This is a genomic window from Sphingobacterium sp. FBM7-1 (assembly GCF_020687765.1).
GTDB lineage: Bacteria > Bacteroidota > Bacteroidia > Sphingobacteriales > Sphingobacteriaceae > Sphingobacterium.
In genome coordinates this window covers 194,796-213,884 of sequence record NZ_JAJEWJ010000003.1, presented here as the reverse complement: position 1 = coordinate 213,884, position 19,089 = coordinate 194,796, and the positions used below count along the sequence as shown (strand labels likewise).

The window sequence follows — 19,089 nt, the reverse complement described above, 5'->3', positions numbered from 1 at the left end:
CTTAAAAAATGTTAAGAAACCAAGTCAAAGAAGTCCTAGTGTTTAAAAGCATATAATTTTCGATCTCGTTTTACGCACAGTAAATAATTTGCACTATTGTAGTCTATTTTACCGTAGTAGAAATCCGGCATAGCTTCGACGGGAAATCCATCATGCAACGCACCCTTTTCATCAAAGAGATAAACAAGCTGATTGTTACGAGAAGCAATACCTAATAGGTAGCTATTTGATGCAACTGGGAAATATTGCGGGCGGTCCGCGATGTCTTGCGTAAAGGTAAAATCAAATAGGGCACTACTGTCCTGTATATTTTTTATCAACATATGCTTCCTGTCGATTATCGTCATCCGGGAAGCCGTATTATCCATATGTGGGAAGTAGGAGATAATAGAACGGTTGGATCCCTGTTCAAGTTTGTAGCTTTTTGGTTCCGTTAAAAAATCCATCGAAAACGAAACCTGTGCCGTATCTACGGCATATACCGCAAGCTGATTGTGCTCTTGGCTGATAAGGACAATGGGATTTTCAAACTGGCTGTCCGCAATAACTTCTTCTTTAAGTAGCTTCCCTTGCGCATCGAACTGGTAAAAGTGTCCATTCTCCGTACCCACGTAAACCCGATCGTTGTGTATCTTAATATCAAATAATATTTTTCCATTAAGGCTCTTATCTTTCCAGCTTTCCACCTCTTCGCCATCCAAAGTATATACCAATAACGTACGACCTGCGGGTACAAAAATTAAAGGTTGGCCGTCAATAAGGCCTATTGTAGGTGTGTAAGTAGGTGCATTATCCATGCCTAGTGAGAAACCCGGTAAGGAGTTTCCGTCCGGGTCGAAGCGATAGAGCCTATTTCTATCGGTTACGAGGACTATAGAGCGATCTTCCAGCTGTTGTGCTTGGCCTACCAGACGGCCGTGAAAAACCGTAGACCACAATTTTGATCCGGACGGGCTAATAGCGTGTGTCGTATGATCCTGCTCTTGTATTAGTATAAATTGGCTGGTATCGGAATGTTCAAAAACTTGCGGCGCAGTAATGGGTCGGTTATTAAATTCGTATACCCAGTCGGCAACGGCTCCTAAAGCATTTTTACTCTTGTATACACCATAGATACTCGATTGGAAATGTCCATTATTGCCAGCGATCTGTATAGACCAAGAATAAAAATCCTGATATCCGAAGTCCTTTTGATTACGAAAATTTGCGCGATAATCTGCTTTTAGTAGATTGCTGATAATGGATGACGAAGTGCTTGTCCGGATAAAACAAGTGATGTTGGCTTCGTTACCTTGAATCCGCTCCGAGTTTTTAAAACCTAAGGTGTTCGTCAAGACATGAGCACGTTGCCAATCGCGCCGATATTCCGCCAACAGGTTTTGCGAGTTAGCTAGCACCAGTGTGTTCTCCACTCGGAGAAAATAAGGTCGTTGAAAGTGTTTGAGCGGATCACCATATAAGGCAAAAGGTATATTGGAATGATCGAATCGATAGATCGAATCCGAAACGTTTGTCGCTAGCGCCGAAAGGAGAGGCTCCAGTTTTTGTGAATCTGCAATAGCAATCAAACCCAGCTGGGTTTGATTACTTTGTTCTACCACCGCGAATTCCCTACCGAACACGGGGCGTATATCTTCTTCAAATGATATGTTTTTACTTTTTTTAATCGCGGCGAACTGGGCCTGTAATGCCGGCAACTCCTTACGTACTTCCAGCAGCGCATGTAAGTCTTTTTGAAAGCGATCTTGATTGCTGATTGCAAAAGAAAGGTACGAAGCAGTCTGTTGTGGAAAATAACGATATAAAGTTTGGGAGGTTTTCTGTTGGTTGCCGAATAACTCTAGGTAATTTTCTTGATCATGAGCCGTTTCACTTTCGCCGCTTAATATGAGTGCGTCATTCTTAAAACTTAAATTCCATGTCGATTGCCCACCCAGGTTATCAAACAGATTAATAAAGTTACCCGCTGTTTTGCGCATGAGATGTTTTACAATACGCGGAATCTGCTCATGGACAAAATATACACTAAGCGGAGAGTTTCGACTATTGTTGTCTATGAAATAGCCGATCTCTTCCTTACCTAATTTAGGAACACGCTTGTCTATAATCTGATAAAGCATATGTTTCGAAAAAGACGCAAAGAAAATGTCCTCATGATAGATGATATGGAATATCGAATCTTTCGCTCCCCCGTCCAAACTGTAGATACGGCTTCCTAAAGTGTCTTTTTGCGTTACTTCATACGTGTCGCTAGCCTGAGCTAGAAAGGTTTCTACCGTAGCCGGGTCGATCGATGAAGAGCTGGGAACAGTAAACAAGCTAGAGATCGCATCGTTTTCGGGATGGAATGAAACATATAGATCGACATCGTTTACATACGGCTGTATAGCCGTATGTCGCAGCAGTTTCGTTTTTAAATGCTGCCATTGCTCCAATTCTTGTTTGCCCACCAGCGCTCCAAAGATTTCGAAATCCTTAAATATATTGTCCGTTGTCTCATTGTTTTGAACGGTGGTTACAAGAAAGGTCTCTTTGGGAAGAAAGGTAAGCGGACGTAATGTTTCTTTTTTTTCGCCACCTAAATTTGCAAAATAATATAGCGAAGCCCCGATCACGGCGACAAATAATAAAATGGTAATGATAATCGTATTTCTCATCAAGCACAACCTCTAACAGATTCAAACTTACGTAAAATGTAGAGTATTTAGGCATATTTCGATATAAAACTAGCGATATCCTATTGTCTTTTTCCGGAGGTGGTACTACCCCTTACGGAAAAGAGTTTTGTGAAATTTAAAATACATGATGTGTTATATTTTGTTACATTTATACCCACAGAAGAAATATCATTAGAATTCGATCTTTTTTATGAATAAACAAATCATATTGATAGCATCTTTTTTCGGATTGACTGCTGTAATATTAGGCGCATTCGGTGCACATGGTTTGGAGGGGAAAATTAGTGACTACCACTTGGATACATGGAAGACCGCAAATCAGTATCATTTCTATCATACTTTTGCATTATTATTCTTGTCCACCTTTTCTCGGGCTAAAAATGCCTCTATACGCGTTTCTTATATTGCTTTTACGATCGGTATTCTATTGTTTTCGGGTTCTCTCTACTTGCTTAGTGTCCGTTCACTCCTTGGCTTGGAAGGCTTTGCATGGTTAGGGCCGGTTACGCCCTTAGGAGGACTTTGTTTTATGGTCGGTTGGATCGGGTTGTTTGTCGCAGCTGTTCGAAATCGGTCATAACATATATGTCTCTTCTTTTTTTCATAAAAAAGAAGCAAAAAATTCGTCGCTTCGAATGTTTAAAATGATGGTTTGTGCAAAAAGGAGATTTCTACATGCTTCAAACATTCGGATGCGACATGGAATGTTAATAAAGGGTAGTGCAATCTCCCTGTCTCTGAAAGAGCGTGTTGGGGATAGATTAGAGGAGACATTGTGGGGCGGGGAAAGGATGGGCTATGCAATGGCGTAAATAAAAGTGGAGAATTAAAAAATAGCTGTAATGCCGGACTAAATCGGCCTCGCATTGTTCCGTGACCAACTTTACGCAGGATATTCCTTTAAAAACAGCATTTGTCTGAGCGAAGCGAGTTTATGCTGTTTAGGAATAAACAAGTAAAGATAGCGGGACCTTGCAAGCCTTGACTTTTTGTTTCTTTTTCGTCAAGGAAAAAGAAATTAAAGAAAGATAATTATGTCAAATACCTCTTTGTTTCATAGTGATCGGGAAACCCTATTTGTAGACGTCATCTTACCGCTCTACATTGCAAAAACCTATACCTATCGTGTGCCACTCGAACTAAACGGAGAAGTATGCGTGGGCAAGCGTGTCATTGTACAATTTGGGCGTAATAAAATTTATGCGGGGGTCGTTCATCAAATTACGAACGAAGCACCGTTGCGTTATGAAGCGAAGTATATCCTTCATGTTATCGACGAAGATCCGATAGTGAATGCCCATCAATTGGCGCTTTGGGATTGGATATCCGAATACTACATGTGTTATTTGGGAGAAGTCATGCAGGCTGCTCTGCCTGCCGCGTTAAAAATGGCTAGCGAAACAAAAGTAACAGCGTCGGAGCAATTGGATTTAGATCGTTCGCTCTTATCCGATAAAGGGTATCTCGTGATGGAGGCCTTAGATGTTGCTGGGGAGCTGACCATAAACGATATCGCGAAACTGTTGGGGCAAACGACAGTTTTTCCGCTATTAAAGAAGTTATTTGACCAAGGTTATATCATCATATCCGAAGAAATAAAAGATCGCTATGTGCCTAAACGCAAGGCGTACCTACGACTCGCTGCGGAATTCAATGACGCGGAAGGAAAACGTAGTTTATTAGATTCTTTAAATCGGGCGCCAAAGCAGCAAGATGCGATTTTGGGTTTTATGCAGCTTCAGAAAACAAGAGGCGATATCACCCGTCAGGATATTATGGAGGTTTCGGGAGTGAGTTCGGCAATAGTTGGCTCCCTGATCGAAAAAGGGGTGTTGGTAGTCGAGGAGAAAATCGTTTCCAGGTTAGGAGGGGAAGATGTGGAGATAACAGCCGATTTCGTCTTTAACGCGGTACAGCAGCGAGCATTCGAAGAGATAACAGCCTGTTTTAACACGAAAGACGTCGTACTTTTGCATGGTGTTACTGCATCCGGAAAAACGCAACTTTATATACGGCTTATAGAAGAGACTATCAAGGCTGGGAAAAATGCATTATACCTGTTGCCTGAAATTGCATTGACCACCCAAATTACAGATCGATTAAAGCTGCATTTTGGGGATAAACTCGGGGTGTACCATTCGAAGTTTAATGATAACGAGCGAGCCGAAGTATGGCATAAAGTACGGAAAGGTGAGTACAAAGTAATTATAGGCGCTCGTTCTTCTGTGTTTTTGCCGTTCCAAAAGTTAGGGTTGGTCGTCATTGATGAAGAACACGAGAGTTCATACAAGCAGTATGAGCCGGCTCCGCGATACCATGCTCGTGATACTGCTATCTATTTGGCACATTTACAGCAAGCAAAAGTACTGTTGGGTTCGGCTACACCTTCTATCGAGAGCTATTATAACGCCAAGGCCGGTAAATATGGTTTGGTTGTCGTAAAAGAGCGCTTCGGTTCATCGCAGTTACCAGAAATACAGCTTGTAAACGTGGCGGAGGAGGGACGAAAGGAGCAGATGTTTGCCTACTTCAGCACCGCTTTATTAACAGGGATAGTAGAGGCATTGGAGCGTAAGGAGCAGGTTATTCTTTTTCAGAACAGACGAGGACATACACCTTTTGTACAGTGTAATACCTGCGGCTGGGTAGCGAAATGTGTGAATTGTGATGTCAGCCTTACTTATCATAAAGCTACCAATCACCTGCATTGCCATTATTGCGGACATACAGAGCCTCCCGTACAGGTTTGCCCCGCATGTGGTATGTCACATATTGAAAGCAAGGGGTTTGGAACCGAACGGGTTGAGGAAGAGTTGGAATTATTGTTGCCAGAAGCACGTATCGGACGCCTAGACCTGGATTCCACCAAAGGTAAGTATGGGTTTGAGACGGTCATCACCGCCTTTGACGAACACGAGTTCGATATTTTAGTAGGTACGCAGATGGTAGCAAAAGGGCTCGATTTTGGTCGGGTCAGCCTGATTGGTATTATCAACGCAGATGCCATGATTAATTTTCCAGATTTTCGAGCCTATGAGCGTGCCTTTTCCCTTTTTTCACAGGTGGCCGGTAGGGCTGGTCGCCGCGAGCAGCAGGGTAAAGTTATTATTCAAACCCATACACCGCAGCATCGGGTACTAGAGCAAGTGATACAACATGACTATGAAGCAATGTTCATGACGGAAATTAAGGAACGCAAACATTATTTGTATCCACCGTTTTATCGGGTAATAAAACTGGACGTCCGCCATACAGATCGGCAGCAGGCCCATGATGCAGCCACCCGTTTAGCTAATTTGCTCCGAGAGCAGTTAGGCGATAGAGTCTTAGGGCCAGAGCCACCTCTCGTTTCCCGAATACGAAACCACTTTATTCAAACCATTACCTTAAAGATAGAGCGTGGGAATGTCAGCATCCAGCGTGTAAAAGAATTGATCCGTCAGGCAGTAACCTTATTTGGGATGGAAAAGCAACATAAAGGCGTGCGTATTGCTATCGATGTAGACCCTTATTAAGCCAACCAGCTGCATTAACAAAATTCACCGGTCAGCCCCGTGGTCTTACGCTTTATGTTGTTCCTTCCACTGCTTAGCGAAAGACTTTTTTGCGAGTTTTGGTAATTCGCGATGCTTACCCCAAGTTTTTTTGAAGACATTTTGTAGGATGAAATTCTTTGTTTTTCCGTTAAAGAAATCAATAAGGCCGCGGCGTTTTACCGCATAGGTGAACCCCTTCCATGCTTTCTTTTCAATATTGGAGGAGAAACCTTCCGTAACCGAATCCCGCCGATTGAGTAATAGCATTTTTTGAATATCTATACCTACAGGACATACCTCCGTACACTTACCACAGAGCGACGAAGCATAACTCAAATGCTTAAACTCTTTCATCCCCTGCTGGTGGGGGGATATCAGCGATCCGATCGGACCCTGATAGGTAGTTTCGTAGGTGTGGCCGCCAATGTTTTGGTAGATCGGGCAGACATTTAAACACGCCCCACAGCGAATGCAATAAAGCCCTTGCCGTTGGTCCTTCTTGGCCAATATGTCCGTTCTGCCATTATCGAGCAGAATAACATACATCTCTTCCGGACCATCGGTTTCTCCATCCTGTCGAGGGCCACTTAATATGGTATTGTATACCGTAAGGTTTTGACCTGTTCCATGTGAAGCTAACAGTGGCCAAAATAAGTCAAGGTCAGCTATACTCGGAATAACTTTCTCTATCCCCACTACCGCGATATGTATCTTCGGAAAGGATGTCGTAAGTCTCGCGTTACCTTCATTCTCCGTGACAGCGATGCTGCCCGTATCTGCTATAAGAAAATTTGCTCCCGTAATGCCCACATCCACCGAAGTGTATTTTTCCCGTAACAGCTCCCGCGCTTTCATGGTGAGTTGTTCTGCGGTAGCATCTAGCGGAGTATCAAATTTTTCATGAAATAATTTAGCTATATCCGCTAAACGCAGGTGCATAGCAGGTGTAACAAAATGATAGGGCTTCTGATCGAGTAATTGAATAATGAACTCGCCCAAATCACTTTCAAAAACCGTTATATTTTCTTTTGCTAAGAAGGAGTTGAGTTCAATTTCCTCCGTAGCCATAGACTTCGCTTTAACGACCGATTGCGCGTGATGGCGTTCCATGATTTTGGAAATTTCCTGTCGGGCTTCTGCCGCGTCATTGGCCCAGATAATCTGTCCACCCTTTTTCGTAAAGTTACTTTCAAAGTCTAAAAGGTAGCGGTCCAGATTTTCGATGGTCTTCCACTTAAGCAGATGCGCCTTCTTTTTGGAGTTTTCTAAATCGAAAAACTTGCTTTTACCCCGTTCAAACGCAAGATTATACTTGTCAATATTCTTATTGATGATTTCCCGATGACTTAGGTCAAAAGATTTGACAGCACTATCTTTTAAAAACTTCTCTGCAACGCTTTTCGCCATGAAGTAAAGCTAACCTTTTTGAATAAAAAACACAAATACCAGCCCGAATCGTTTCCGATGAAATCCTAACGATTAAGAAATATGAACCTCCAAACTCAATTCTTGCAATTGTGTTTGGTCTATGGCGGCAGGAGCGTCGATCATTACATCACGTCCGGCATTGTTTTTCGGAAATGCTATAAAATCCCGAATAGTTTCCTGTCCGCCCAGAATCGCTACCAAACGGTCCAGACCAAAAGCGAGTCCACCATGAGGAGGTGCGCCGTATTGAAACGCATCCAGAAGAAAGCCAAATTGCTCTTGTGCTTGGTCTGCTGTAAATCCGAGGTGTTTAAACATTAAACTTTGTGTTTCCTTATCGTGGATACGGATCGAGCCACCGCCAATTTCATTGCCGTTGAGTACAAGGTCATATGCATTTGCGCGAACTTTGCCTGGGTCGGTATCCAAAAGATGCATGTCTTCTTTTTTTGGAGAGGTGAAAGGATGGTGCATCGCATGATAACGGCCTGTTTCGTCATCCCACTCTAATAGGGGGAAATCCGTCACCCACAGCGGAGCGAACTCGTCTGGTTTGCGTAGTCCTAAACGATGCGCTAGTTCCATACGTAACGCACTCAATTGTGCACGAGTCTTGTTGGCTGACCCCGAAAGTACCAAGATTAGATCTCCAGGTTGTGCGCCTGTAACTTCCGCCCACCGGGAAAGATCAGCTTGATCGTAAAACTTGTCTACCGATGACTTGAATGTACCATCGAGCTCACATTTACAGTAAACCATTCCCGATGCTCCCACCTGCGGACGTTTTACCCAGTCGGTCAATGCATCGATCTGTTTGCGCGTATACGATGCAGCTCCTGGTACAGCTATGCCCGCGACCAGTTCCGCATCGTTAAAGACGGAAAAGTTTTTGTGCTGCGCTACCGTATTCAATTCGCCGAACTCCATGCCAAAGCGTATATCCGGTTTGTCGTTTCCGTACCGGCGCATAGCTTCCTCATAGCTCATACGCGGAAACGCTGTAATATCGATATTGTGTACTGTTTTTAGTAGATGACGCGTCAACCCTTCGAAAACGCTCAGAATATCTTCCTGTTCTATGAACGACATCTCACAATCAATCTGCGTGAATTCCGGTTGACGATCAGCCCTTAAGTCTTCATCTCGGAAGCATTTTACTATCTGGAAATATTTGTCTAAACCACCGACCATGAGTAACTGCTTAAAAGTCTGCGGCGATTGCGGTAAAGCATAGAATTGACCCGGATTCATGCGCGAAGGTACCACAAAGTCGCGGGCCCCCTCCGGTGTAGACTTAATTAAATAAGGTGTTTCTACTTCGCAAAAGTCTAAATTTGATAGGTAATTGCGTACCTCCTGCGTGATCTTGTGCCGAAAAAGAAGGCTGTTTTTTACAGGGTTACGGCGGATGTCCAAATACCGGTACTTCATGCGTAAATCTTCGCCGCCGTCCGTCTCATCCTCGATCGTAAATGGCGGGAGTTGCGCTTCATTCAAAATCGATAATTCCTTTACCAGTACCTCCACTTCGCCGGTCGGGATATTGGAATTCTTAGATTCCCGTTCGATGACGATACCTTTGACCTGTATCACGAACTCCCGGCCGAGAGTCCGCGCGTGCTGCATAATCGCTGCATCCGTTCGCGCTTCATCAAATATTAGCTGCGTGATACCGTAACGGTCCCGTAAATCGATCCAAATCATAAATCCCTTATCGCGCGACTTTTGAACCCAGCCTGCTAGGGTAACTTCTTTATCGGTATCGGTGATCCGTAACTCACCGCAATTATGGCTTCTGTACATAAGCGCAAAAATATTGGATTTTACGGACAATAAAGATTTGTTTGTTCTTTTTTTAATCTCTCCCACTTTGCCCCACATTTGCTTGGAAATGGATCGATTTAGTCAAGGATTGTCTCGAATAGTAGGTTAATTTTCATATGGGAAGCCGCAGCAAGAGCTGTTTTCTCTCAGTGTTCCACGGTGCGCGGAGATTGATTTCGGTGCGAATTCCTCGTAAAAGGCTCTGAAGAAGTTTTTGTGGGGTATATGGTTTATGTGGAAAACTTTTTGTGTGGTATTGTGGGGGAAAGTGGGAGAAAGTGTATACTTTTACATTAAAATTTAGATTAGCTGTATAGCCTGTGAACTATTTGATCGGAGAATACGAATGCAAGTTGGACGCCAAAGGTAGAATGGTGGTTCCTGCCGCGCTCAAAAGGCAACTGCCTGATGTGGAGCGGGATGGGCTTGTAGTAAATCGAGGTTTCGAGCAAAACTTAGTTATTTATACGCGCAAAGAATGGAATAAAATCCTCAAACAGTTATCGAGACTCAATCAATTTCAGCCTAAGAATCGTGACTTTGTTAGAAAGTTTATGAGTGGAGCTACAGAGCTGATGTTGGACTCGGCAGGGAGGGTTTTACTACCGAAAGGTTTGCTAGAGTATGCGGAGATAGGAAGTGAGTTAGTGTTGGCTTGTAATTTGGAAAAAATAGAAGTGTGGGCGAAGGTAGCCTATGACGAACAAATGGGTAAGTTATCGGAAGACGATTTTTCTGATCTGGCAGCACAAGTGATGGGTGGGTTTGATTTGGAAGGAGGGCAGGATGGCGAATAATCCGACGGTTTACCACGTTCCTGTGATGCTGAACGAATGTATGGAGGCGATGGCTATCCGGCCAGATGGAGTGTATGTTGATGTGACCTTTGGTGGGGGTGGGCATTCCCGGGAGATCCTAAAAAGATTAGGAAGCAATGGGCGGCTGATAGCCTTTGATCAGGATCCAGATGCAGTAAAAAACACGTTAGATGATCCGCGTTTCACATTGGTGCATCATAATTTTAGGTTTTTAAAAAATAATCTTCGGCTATTAGGGATTCGGGAAGTAGATGGTATCCTGGCTGATTTAGGGGTGTCTTCGCATCAATTTGATTCGCCGGAGCGTGGTTTTTCCATTCGCTATGATGCTGATTTGGATATGCGGATGGATCAAGTTGGTGAATTGGACGCAAAAAAGGTGCTGAATACCTATAGCGAAGCGGAGTTACATCGCATTTTTGGTATGTATGGTGAGATTCAGAATGCGCGTTCATTGGCAGCTAGGATTGTGATGGAGCGACTGAATGGGCCGATCGAAACGGTGGCGCAGTTAAAAGAAGTGATCAAGCGTCAGGTGCCAAAAGGTAAAGAGCATAAATATCATGCGCAGGTTTTTCAGGCGTTGCGTATCGAAGTTAATGGGGAGTTGGCGGCACTGCAAGACTTTTTAGAGCAAACGGTGGCGGTATTGAAACCTGGGGGGCGTTTGGTGGTAATGTCTTACCATTCGTTGGAAGATCGGCTTGTGAAGAATTTTATGCAGAAAGGGAAGTTTAGAGGAGAAGTGGAGAAAGATTTTTATGGAAATGAAATAAAGCCTTTTCGGGTTATTAGTCGTAAAGCGGTGACCGCCCGGCCGGATGAATTGGAAGTAAATAACAGGGCGCGAAGCGCAAAGCTGCGTATAGCTGAGCGCGGAACTTAATCTTGATAGTGATATGTCTGGGAAAAACACCGTCCGTAAGAAAGAGTTAAGTGAAGAAGTTCAAGAGAAGATGAATGACTCTGTGGAGGAGAAGGTCGAAGAAACGCGACATTTTCTTCGCTCCATTTTCTCCACAAACTATTTGTCCAGTTATTTGGTGGCTAGAAACTTGCCCTTTGCCGCCTTTGTGGCGTTATTGGGTTTGTTATATATTTCTAATCGTCATTTAGCTGAAAGAACGGTGCGTACCATCGATCACGTAGGGCGTGAAGTGAAAGAGTTGAGCTGGGATTATAAATCATTGTCAGCAGAATTAATGAAGCTGACTACCCAAACGGAAATAGCAAAGCGGGCAGATACCCTAGGGTTAAACGAACGCATGGAACCTCCTATTAAATTAGAGGTAATAAAGGGAATAAACAAGTAAACAGGCAGCACGGAGTTGTATGAATATTAGGAAAACGATACTTATTCGCGTGTATGTGGCATTTGGCCTTATGGTGCTTTTTGCGCTAACGGTCTTTGGTAAGCTATTACATTTGCAGTATGTGGATGGGGGCGAGTGGCGTGCGATGGTGGATAGTTTGACGATTCGGGAGCGTGGAATTGAGGCAGCTCGTGGAAATATTTATTCCAACGATGGAAGTTTGTTGGCTACTTCTGTTCCAGAATATGAACTTCGCTTTGATGCTATGTCGATACCCGCGGAGGCTAGTGATATTTTCAATTCTAAAGTAGATTCATTGGCGGCGCGCTTGTCAGCGCAATTCAAAGATAAATCCGCGCGACAATATTTAACCCTGTTAAAGAATGCGCGTGCAAAAAAGCAGCGCTATGTTCTAATCAAGCGAGATGTTTCTCACCAAGATCTAAAAGTTATCAAGACTTTTCCATTGTTTCATGCCTTTAGAGAAGGAAAAAAACGATATCCTACGAGTTTGGTCACGGTGCGGGAAAATAAACGGATTTTACCGTTTACCAATCTGGCTGCCCGTACCATCGGCTACAAAAATATCAAAGGAGATACCGTGTTGGTCGGCTTAGAAGGAGCTTACGGGTCTTATATAGACGGGAAAAGCGGTTCGCAGCTGATGCAGCGTATTGCTGGCGGAGTCTGGGTGCCTGTAAACCGCGAGGTAGAAGTCGCGCCAGTAGACGGTTCGGATATTATTTCCACCTTGGATGTAAATATGCAGGATATGGCGCAGCGTGCCCTAGAAAAGCAGTTGATTATCAGCGATGCTGATAATGGTTGTGTAGTCGTTATGGAGGTGAAAACCGGAGAGGTGCGGGCTATTGCAAACTTTACCCGAGATAAAGAAGGTGTTTTTCGTGAAAAATACAATTATGCGATAGCGCAGGGTGCTGATCCGGGTTCCACATTTAAAATAGCTAGCTTTTTGGCACTTCTTGACGACGGTTATGTAGATACGTCCAGCACGGTAGATGTTGGAAATGGTACCTATAAAGTACCTTCACACACCATACGCGATTCACACGCACCTAAAAAGTCGGTAATGACCGTAAAGGAGGCTTTTGAACAATCTTCTAACGTGGCGATTGCTAAGCTGATAAATACGTATTACGGAGATAAACCGGAGAAATACACTTCCAAGTTGCATCATTTCGGGCTTGGAAAACCTTTAGGGTTGCAAATCCCAGGCGAAGCAACTCCATGGGTGAAAATGCCAGACAGCAGAACCTGGAGTAAACTATCGTTGGTGCAAATGGCTTACGGTTACGAACTTCGGTTAACACCTTTGCAGATGTTGGCCTTATATAATGCGGTTGCGAACGATGGTGAATTGCTCGCTCCTTTATTTGTCAAAGAGATCCGGCATTTGGGGAATACCGTAGAGCGATTTGATGCAAAAGTCCTTAATAAGCAGATTGCATCAAAAGAGGCGATCCATAAAATGCAGGCATTGTTGGCAGGTGTCATGACAGACGGGACCGGAAGACGTTTAAGTTCTCCGTTATATACTTCCGCCGGAAAAACCGGTACTGCGCAAATGAACGATGGTGCAAGAGGGTACGGGCAGCGTCGTTATCAATCGTCGTTTGCCGGTTATTTTCCTGCCGAAAATCCAAAATATTCTATGATTGTGGTTATCCGCAACCCGAGAAAAGGATATTATGGTGGGGCAATCGCCGGGCCGGTTTTCAAAGAGCTAGCGGATATGATTTATGCAAACGATTTAACTCTGCATGGCACTTTAGCGGATAGAAAAATAAACACAGCCGGAGCAAAGTTGCCGTTGACTTTGACGGGATCCAAAGCGGCATCTAGCGCGGTGTATCAAGCATTAGGTTTCCAACCTTCGAATTGGAACCATATCGCACAAGCCGTAGATTCTGTTGGTAAAGCCGCTCCATTCAAAGAAGCGCAGATGAAAGAAGGAGTGGTGCCAGATGTAATCGGTATGGGGCTGTCCGATGCGATATTCACCATGGAGAACGCTGGCTTTAAAACCAAAGTATCTGGACGGGGTAAGGTCATCAACCAGTCACTGGCTGCTGGAACAAAATTAAAAATAGGTACGCCAATAGTGTTGGCGCTGAATTAGAAGATATGAAGCTAAGAGAATTATTACATGCAATTCCAGTGCAGCAACTTGAAGGGACCCTTGAAGTTGAGGTGGTGTCCGTGTGTTTCGATTCGAGACAAGTTTCGGCGGATAGCCTTTTTATTGCTGTTAGAGGTGTGCATACCGATGGGCATTTATATCTCGATAAAGCGGTGGCTAGCGGGGCCAAGGTATTGGTGTTAGATACCCTGCCGGAGCAACTCTTGGACAGCGTAACCTATGTGTTGGTTGCCGATACCTCTTATGTATTGGGATTGCTGGCTTCTAATTTTTACGGTGATCCGTCCAAAGCGTTAAAACTGGTTGGCATTACGGGGACAAACGGCAAAACCACCATTGCTACTCTGCTTTTCAATCTATTTCAAAATTTAGGATATCAAGTCGGGTTGCTTTCAACCGTAGAGAATAGAATCGGTGACCGGGTGATTCCGGCTACACACACTACTCCAGATCCTATAGCACTAAACAGGTTGCTTCGGGAAATGGTCAATGCTGGTTGTGATTACTGCTTTATGGAGGTCAGTTCTCACGCCGTCGTGCAGCAGCGGATAGCGGGATTGCGTTTCGCGGGTGGAATATTTTCCAACATCACGCACGATCATCTGGATTTTCATGGCACGTTTGACCATTACATCAAAGCAAAGAAGAAGTTTTTTGACGATTTAGATCGGTTTGCATTTGCGTTGACCAATGTGGACGACCGTAACGGTGCTGTAATGCTACAAAATACATTTGCGCATAAAAAAACCTACGGATTAAAAAGTATGGCCGACTTCAAAGCGAAAGTTGTCGAGAGCCATCTGGACGGTATGTTGCTACATGTAGACGGGCACGACGTGTGGGTAAAGCTTGTTGGCGGATTTAATGCATACAACCTATTAGCCGTATATGGCGCAGCAATCTTGTTGGAGCAAGAAACCATGAAAGTACTGACGGCTATGAGTGATATCGTAGGAGCCGAAGGTAGATTTGATGTAGTACGATCCACGAGTGGTGTAGTCGGTATAGTTGATTATGCACATACGCCCGATGCCGTGGAGAACGTGCTACTGACCATCCGAGATCTACGGCAAAGTGGCCAACAGGTTATTACGGTATTGGGATGTGGTGGCGACCGCGATAAAACTAAACGTCCGGAAATGGCGGCCGTCGCGGTACGTTTGAGCGATAAAGTAATTATCACATCAGATAATCCGAGAACGGAAGATCCGATGGCTATCATTCACGATATGGAAGCAGGTGTGCAAACCAGCGACCGTAAACATGTATTCACCATTGCCGAGCGAAAAGAAGCTATTCGTGCTGCATGTCACTTAGCGCAGCCCGGCGACATCATACTGGTAGCAGGAAAAGGGCATGAAAAATATCAAGAGGTCAACGGTGTGCGTCATCATTTCGACGATAAAGAGATTTTAGAAGAAACGTTTAACGAGCAATAGAAAATTACGGATGTTATATTATTTATTTAGTTGGTTACAAGAGCATATGCACATACCCGGAGCCGGATTGTTCCAATACATCTCGTTCCGTACAGCTATGGCGGTTATTGTCTCGTTAATCATCACTACCGTGTATGGAAGTAGTCTCATCCGTGCTTTACGCAACAAACAGGTGGGCGAAACCATCCGTGATCTAGGTTTAGAAGGCGAAAAAAGCAAAGTCGGTACACCCACCATGGGGGGGCTAATTATTATCGGTGGTATTCTAGTTCCTACGCTATTATTCGCAAAGCTGGATAATATTTACGTGATCATCATGATTGTCACCACGGTGTGGATGGGAGCCATTGGTTTCCTAGACGATTATATCAAAGTGTTTCGCAAAAATAAAGAAGGATTGGCTGGCCGCTTTAAAATTATCGGACAGATAGGTTTAGGTACGTTGATCGCAATTACCATGTATTTTCATCCCGATATCGTTGTTCGTGAAAAAGTGCAAAATCCAACCTCCACAAAAGCGGTGGAAGTTATGGTAGACACCCAAACAGGCGAACGTTATTACACCGAAAATGTGAAATCTACAAAAACGAATATCCCTTTCTATAAAAACAACGAGTTTGATTACGCAGAAGTTCTCAGCATGTTTGGCCTAAACGGTTATCTCGTCACTTTTATCGTGGTGTTGCTCGTCGTGGTATTTATTGTTACAGCGGTGTCCAATGGGGCAAATATCACCGATGGAATTGATGGGCTCGCAACCGGAACATCCGCTATTATCGGTATTACACTTGCCATCCTGGCGTATGTATCGGGGAACGTGATTTTTTCCGATTATTTGAACATCATGTATATTCCTAATTCGGGCGAACTAGTGATTTTTGCCGGAGCATTCGTAGGAGCCTGTACCGGGTTTCTTTGGTACAACGCTTACCCGGCACAGGTATTTATGGGAGATACCGGAAGTTTGACCATCGGTGGGATTATTGCGGCTTTCGCTATTCTCATTCGTAAAGAACTGTTGATTCCGATGTTGTGCGGTATCTTCTTACTGGAAAACCTGTCCGTGATTTTGCAGGTCTCATACTTTAAATACACGCGAAAAAAATATGGAGAAGGACGACGGATATTTTTGATGTCGCCGCTGCATCACCATTATCAGAAAAAAGGTTATCACGAGTCAAAGATTGTTATGCGCTTCTTTATCGTGTCTATTATTCTTGCAATTTTAACCATAGTAACCCTAAAAGTAAGATAAGATGGCGAATATAGCACATACATATTATCCACAAACAGGCTTTCTCGTGATATTAGGCGCGGGGGAGAGTGGGGTGGGTGCCGCTATTTTAGGTAAGGACAAAGGGTTCGAAGTATTTGTCTCCGATATGGGGGCGATTGGTGAAGGATATCGTAAGACCTTGCAAGAGGAAGAAATCGATTTTGAAGAACAGCAACATACGGAACATAAAATCATGCAGGCCGCCTTGGTTGTTAAAAGTCCGGGAATCCCTAACCATGCGCCTTTAATAAAGACATTAAAGCAGGCTGGCATCCCGGTTATTTCCGAGATTGAGTTTGCAGCACAATATACCGATGCAAAACTATATTGTATTACGGGTTCGAATGGTAAGTCCACCACGACCATGTTAACACATTATATGTTACAGCGCGGTGGTGTAAACGTAGGCTTGGCCGGGAATATCGGTAAGAGCTTTGCGTTACAGGTGGCGCGTGCACATCACGATGTATACGTGTTGGAAATATCCAGTTTCATGTTGGATGATATGTATCATTTCCGGGCAAACCTAGCTGTTATCTTAAACATCACGCCAGATCATCTGGACCGTTACGATTATCAGATGGCAAATTATAGAGCATCCAAGTTTCGCCTGCTTCGAAATCAAACAAAGGACGATTATTTTATCTACTGTCTAGATGACGAAGAAACGCTAAAAGGGTTAGCCGAATTCAAAACCGAAGCCCAGCATTTGCCCTTTACACAGAAACAAGAAGTTGATCAAGGCGCGTATTTGGACGCCGAAAAACAAATAATTATAAAAGTACCAAACAAAGACATTTTTGCGATGAATATGGAAGAGTTATCATTACAGGGAAAACACAACGCATACAACAATATGGCTTCTGGCTTGATTGCGAAGGTTCAGGAATTGCGTAATCAAACGATGAAAGAAAGCATGGAATCGTATGTGAATATAGAGCATCGCTTAGAGCATGTAGCCTGTATCGGTGGTGTGAATTATATTAACGATTCGAAAGCTACAAATGTGAATTCCGTTTGGTACGCTTTAGAAAGCTTCTCGCCCGATATTATTTTGATTATGGGTGGTGTAGATAAAGGGAATGATTACGAGATGATGCGAGATTTGGTTAAGTCCAAAGTGAAAGCCATTGTATGCATCGGTAAAGATACCATGCGTATCCACGAATCGTTCGAAGAGGACACCGAAGTGATTGTAAACAGCTCGTCGATGCAAGATGCCGTGGAGATAGCGTCCTATTTAGCAAAAAAAGGCGATACGGTGCTATTGTCGCCCGCCTGTGCAAGTTTTGATTGGTTCAAAAATTACGAAGAACGCGGGGAAAAATTCAAAGAAGCCGTAATGTCATTGTAAAACGAATAAAATTTGATAAACGATGATGGATCAGATTTTTAGTAAATTAAAAGGAGATAAATGGATATGGATTATCGTGATTGTCCTATCCGGCTGGTCTTTGCTGGCTGTATATAGCTCGGTCGGTACCCTTGCCTATAAAGAAGGGAAAGGCACGGAGTTATACCTGTTTAAACATTTCTCTATTATCGTTGTGGGGTTGTTACTCATGTATCTATCACATAAATTAGATTACCGCTATTATGCCGGCATTTCTAAATTGTTGATGATCATCGCTATTCCGTTGTTGCTTTTTACATTAATTGGGGGAAACAAAGTAAACGATGCTAGCCGTTGGGTGACCATTCCCGTTATCAACCAAACCTTCCAAACGTCGGATTTGGCCAAATTAGCGCTCATCACCTTCCTCGCACGTATGCTGTCTCGAAAAGCGCATGAGATTAAAGATTTAAAAAAATCATTTATTCCCATTATGGGTACGGTATGTTTGGTTTTTGTGCTGATCGCGTGGGCCAACTTATCCACCGCTTTAATGCTATTCGGTACGAGCGTATTGTTGCTTTTGATCGGGCGGGTAAGCTTCAAGCAAATCGGTATTGTTTGTATTGGCGGCGCTTTTCTCTTATTGCTGGTTATTTTTATCGGCCCCAGACGGGCTACGTATATCAGCCGTTTTGAAGGCTTCTTCAAAACAGAGCAGACTGCACAAAATGCTATTCCGTTTCAAGAAGACAAAAACTATCAGGCCAATCTAGCCAAGATGTCGATCGCCTCGGGCGAATTATTTGGTAAAGGAGCCGGTAATAGTGTCGGTAGAAATCTACTGCCGCATCCCTATTCTGATTTTATCTTCGCCGTTATTGTCGAAGAATACGGTACAATAGGAGGCGCCATGCTGCTTTTCCTATACGTCGCGTTGATGTACCGTTGTATACGCATTGTTACCCTGAGTCCGCGTGCCTTTGGTGCGTTCTTGGCCGCAGGTTTAGGTTTTAGCCTCACTATACAGGCGCTGGCTAATATGGCTGTTGCCGTAGGGTTAGGGCCCGTCACCGGCGTCCCCTTACCTTTAGTCAGTATGGGCGGAACTTCCATTTTGTTTACCAGCGTAGCGTTGGGAATCATTTTAAGTGTGAGCCGGAGTATCGAAGAGTTGAAAGGTAAAGAAGAATTAAACGAAGTTCCGAAAAACTCAAAAGTAGTTGTCGGAACTGTATAGAAATAAAACGTAAAGGAAAATTGTTCTCATCCAACATAAGTTG

The 19,089-nt window shown here is 43.7% G+C and carries 13 protein-coding genes; 10 read left to right on the top strand and 3 right to left on the bottom strand.

Annotation, left to right across the window (positions count from 1 at the left end; genetic code table 11):
• Window positions 1-35: 35 nt before the first annotated feature.
• Window positions 36-2,657, bottom strand: coding sequence for a hypothetical protein (locus tag LKO28_RS07650; RefSeq protein WP_227694210.1), 2,622 nt, complete (start codon window positions 2,655-2,657; stop codon window positions 36-38).
• A gap of 211 nt (window positions 2,658-2,868) precedes the next feature.
• Here LKO28_RS07650 and LKO28_RS07645 point away from each other — a divergent pair, with 211 nt between their 5' ends.
• Together LKO28_RS07645 and priA are read left to right on the top strand one after the other, a co-directional pair.
• A complete protein-coding gene (locus LKO28_RS07645; RefSeq protein WP_227694208.1) occupies window positions 2,869-3,258 on the top strand; it encodes a DUF423 domain-containing protein in 390 nt (129 codons plus the stop codon).
• Between the two features lie 454 nt (window positions 3,259-3,712).
• Complete coding sequence (priA, locus tag LKO28_RS07640) at window positions 3,713-6,193, top strand: primosomal protein N' (RefSeq protein ID WP_227694206.1); 2,481 nt, start codon at window positions 3,713-3,715, stop codon at window positions 6,191-6,193.
• A 45-nt stretch (window positions 6,194-6,238) separates the two neighbouring features.
• Here the strand turns inward: priA and LKO28_RS07635 are convergent, their stop codons facing one another.
• Together LKO28_RS07635 and aspS are read right to left on the bottom strand one after the other, a co-directional pair.
• Complete coding sequence (locus tag LKO28_RS07635; protein ID WP_227694204.1) at window positions 6,239-7,621, bottom strand: LutB/LldF family L-lactate oxidation iron-sulfur protein; 1,383 nt, start codon at window positions 7,619-7,621, stop codon at window positions 6,239-6,241.
• 72 nt (window positions 7,622-7,693) lie between these two features.
• On the bottom strand, window positions 7,694-9,445 hold the full coding sequence (gene aspS, locus LKO28_RS07630; protein ID WP_227694202.1) for an aspartate--tRNA ligase: 1,752 nt from the start codon (window positions 9,443-9,445) through the stop codon (window positions 7,694-7,696).
• A 341-nt stretch (window positions 9,446-9,786) separates the two neighbouring features.
• Between aspS and mraZ the strand changes: the two genes are divergently transcribed.
• Genes mraZ through LKO28_RS07590 form a run of 8 tightly spaced genes read left to right on the top strand, consistent with a single transcriptional unit; the run spans window position 9,787 to window position 19,046 of the window.
• Window positions 9,787-10,263: a division/cell wall cluster transcriptional repressor MraZ gene (gene mraZ, locus LKO28_RS07625; RefSeq protein WP_227694200.1), complete on the top strand. Its 477-nt coding sequence runs from the start codon at window positions 9,787-9,789 to the stop codon at window positions 10,261-10,263.
• A complete protein-coding gene (gene rsmH, locus LKO28_RS07620; RefSeq protein WP_227694198.1) occupies window positions 10,253-11,170 on the top strand; it encodes a 16S rRNA (cytosine(1402)-N(4))-methyltransferase RsmH in 918 nt (305 codons plus the stop codon). The genes mraZ and rsmH overlap by 11 nt, the downstream gene beginning before the upstream one ends.
• A gap of 13 nt (window positions 11,171-11,183) precedes the next feature.
• Window positions 11,184-11,597 carry an FtsL-like putative cell division protein gene (locus tag LKO28_RS07615; RefSeq protein WP_227694196.1) on the top strand — a complete coding sequence of 138 codons (414 nt, stop codon included), beginning with the start codon at window positions 11,184-11,186 and terminating at the stop codon, window positions 11,595-11,597.
• A gap of 19 nt (window positions 11,598-11,616) precedes the next feature.
• A complete protein-coding gene (locus LKO28_RS07610) occupies window positions 11,617-13,737 on the top strand; it encodes a penicillin-binding protein (RefSeq protein WP_227694194.1) in 2,121 nt (706 codons plus the stop codon).
• 5 nt (window positions 13,738-13,742) lie between these two features.
• Window positions 13,743-15,197, top strand: coding sequence for a UDP-N-acetylmuramoyl-L-alanyl-D-glutamate--2,6-diaminopimelate ligase (locus tag LKO28_RS07605; protein ID WP_227694192.1), 1,455 nt, complete (start codon window positions 13,743-13,745; stop codon window positions 15,195-15,197).
• 10 nt (window positions 15,198-15,207) lie between these two features.
• On the top strand, window positions 15,208-16,452 hold the full coding sequence (gene mraY, locus LKO28_RS07600) for a phospho-N-acetylmuramoyl-pentapeptide-transferase (RefSeq protein ID WP_227694191.1): 1,245 nt from the start codon (window positions 15,208-15,210) through the stop codon (window positions 16,450-16,452).
• Between the two features lies 1 nt (window position 16,453).
• Entirely contained in the window at window positions 16,454-17,827 is a 1,374-nt protein-coding gene (gene murD, locus LKO28_RS07595) for a UDP-N-acetylmuramoyl-L-alanine--D-glutamate ligase (protein WP_227694189.1), read from the top strand.
• Window positions 17,828-17,852: 25 nt separating this feature from the next.
• Window positions 17,853-19,046 (top strand): FtsW/RodA/SpoVE family cell cycle protein, encoded by a 1,194-nt coding sequence (locus LKO28_RS07590; RefSeq protein ID WP_227694360.1) that lies wholly within the window; start codon window positions 17,853-17,855, stop codon window positions 19,044-19,046.
• The last annotated feature ends 43 nt before the right edge of the window (window positions 19,047-19,089 follow it).

What these genes read in the sequence shown, in the direction of transcription:
- LKO28_RS07635 (WP_227694204.1), bottom strand. Translation starts at nt 7,621, where the DNA reads ATGGCGAAAAGCGTTGCAGAGAAGTTTTTAAAAGATAGTGCTGTCAAA.
- LKO28_RS07590 (WP_227694360.1), top strand. Translation starts at nt 17,853, where the DNA reads ATGGATCAGATTTTTAGTAAATTAAAAGGAGATAAATGGATATGGATT.
- murD (WP_227694189.1), top strand. Translation starts at nt 16,454, where the DNA reads ATGGCGAATATAGCACATACATATTATCCACAAACAGGCTTTCTCGTG.
- LKO28_RS07615 (WP_227694196.1), top strand. Translation starts at nt 11,184, where the DNA reads ATGTCTGGGAAAAACACCGTCCGTAAGAAAGAGTTAAGTGAAGAAGTT.
- rsmH (WP_227694198.1), top strand. Translation starts at nt 10,253, where the DNA reads ATGGCGAATAATCCGACGGTTTACCACGTTCCTGTGATGCTGAACGAA.
- mraY (WP_227694191.1), top strand. Translation starts at nt 15,208, where the DNA reads ATGTTATATTATTTATTTAGTTGGTTACAAGAGCATATGCACATACCC.
- LKO28_RS07605 (WP_227694192.1), top strand. Translation starts at nt 13,743, where the DNA reads ATGAAGCTAAGAGAATTATTACATGCAATTCCAGTGCAGCAACTTGAA.
- LKO28_RS07650 (WP_227694210.1), bottom strand. Translation starts at nt 2,657, where the DNA reads ATGAGAAATACGATTATCATTACCATTTTATTATTTGTCGCCGTGATC.
- priA (WP_227694206.1), top strand. Translation starts at nt 3,713, where the DNA reads ATGTCAAATACCTCTTTGTTTCATAGTGATCGGGAAACCCTATTTGTA.
- LKO28_RS07645 (WP_227694208.1), top strand. Translation starts at nt 2,869, where the DNA reads ATGAATAAACAAATCATATTGATAGCATCTTTTTTCGGATTGACTGCT.
- aspS (WP_227694202.1), bottom strand. Translation starts at nt 9,445, where the DNA reads ATGTACAGAAGCCATAATTGCGGTGAGTTACGGATCACCGATACCGAT.
- LKO28_RS07610 (WP_227694194.1), top strand. Translation starts at nt 11,617, where the DNA reads ATGAATATTAGGAAAACGATACTTATTCGCGTGTATGTGGCATTTGGC.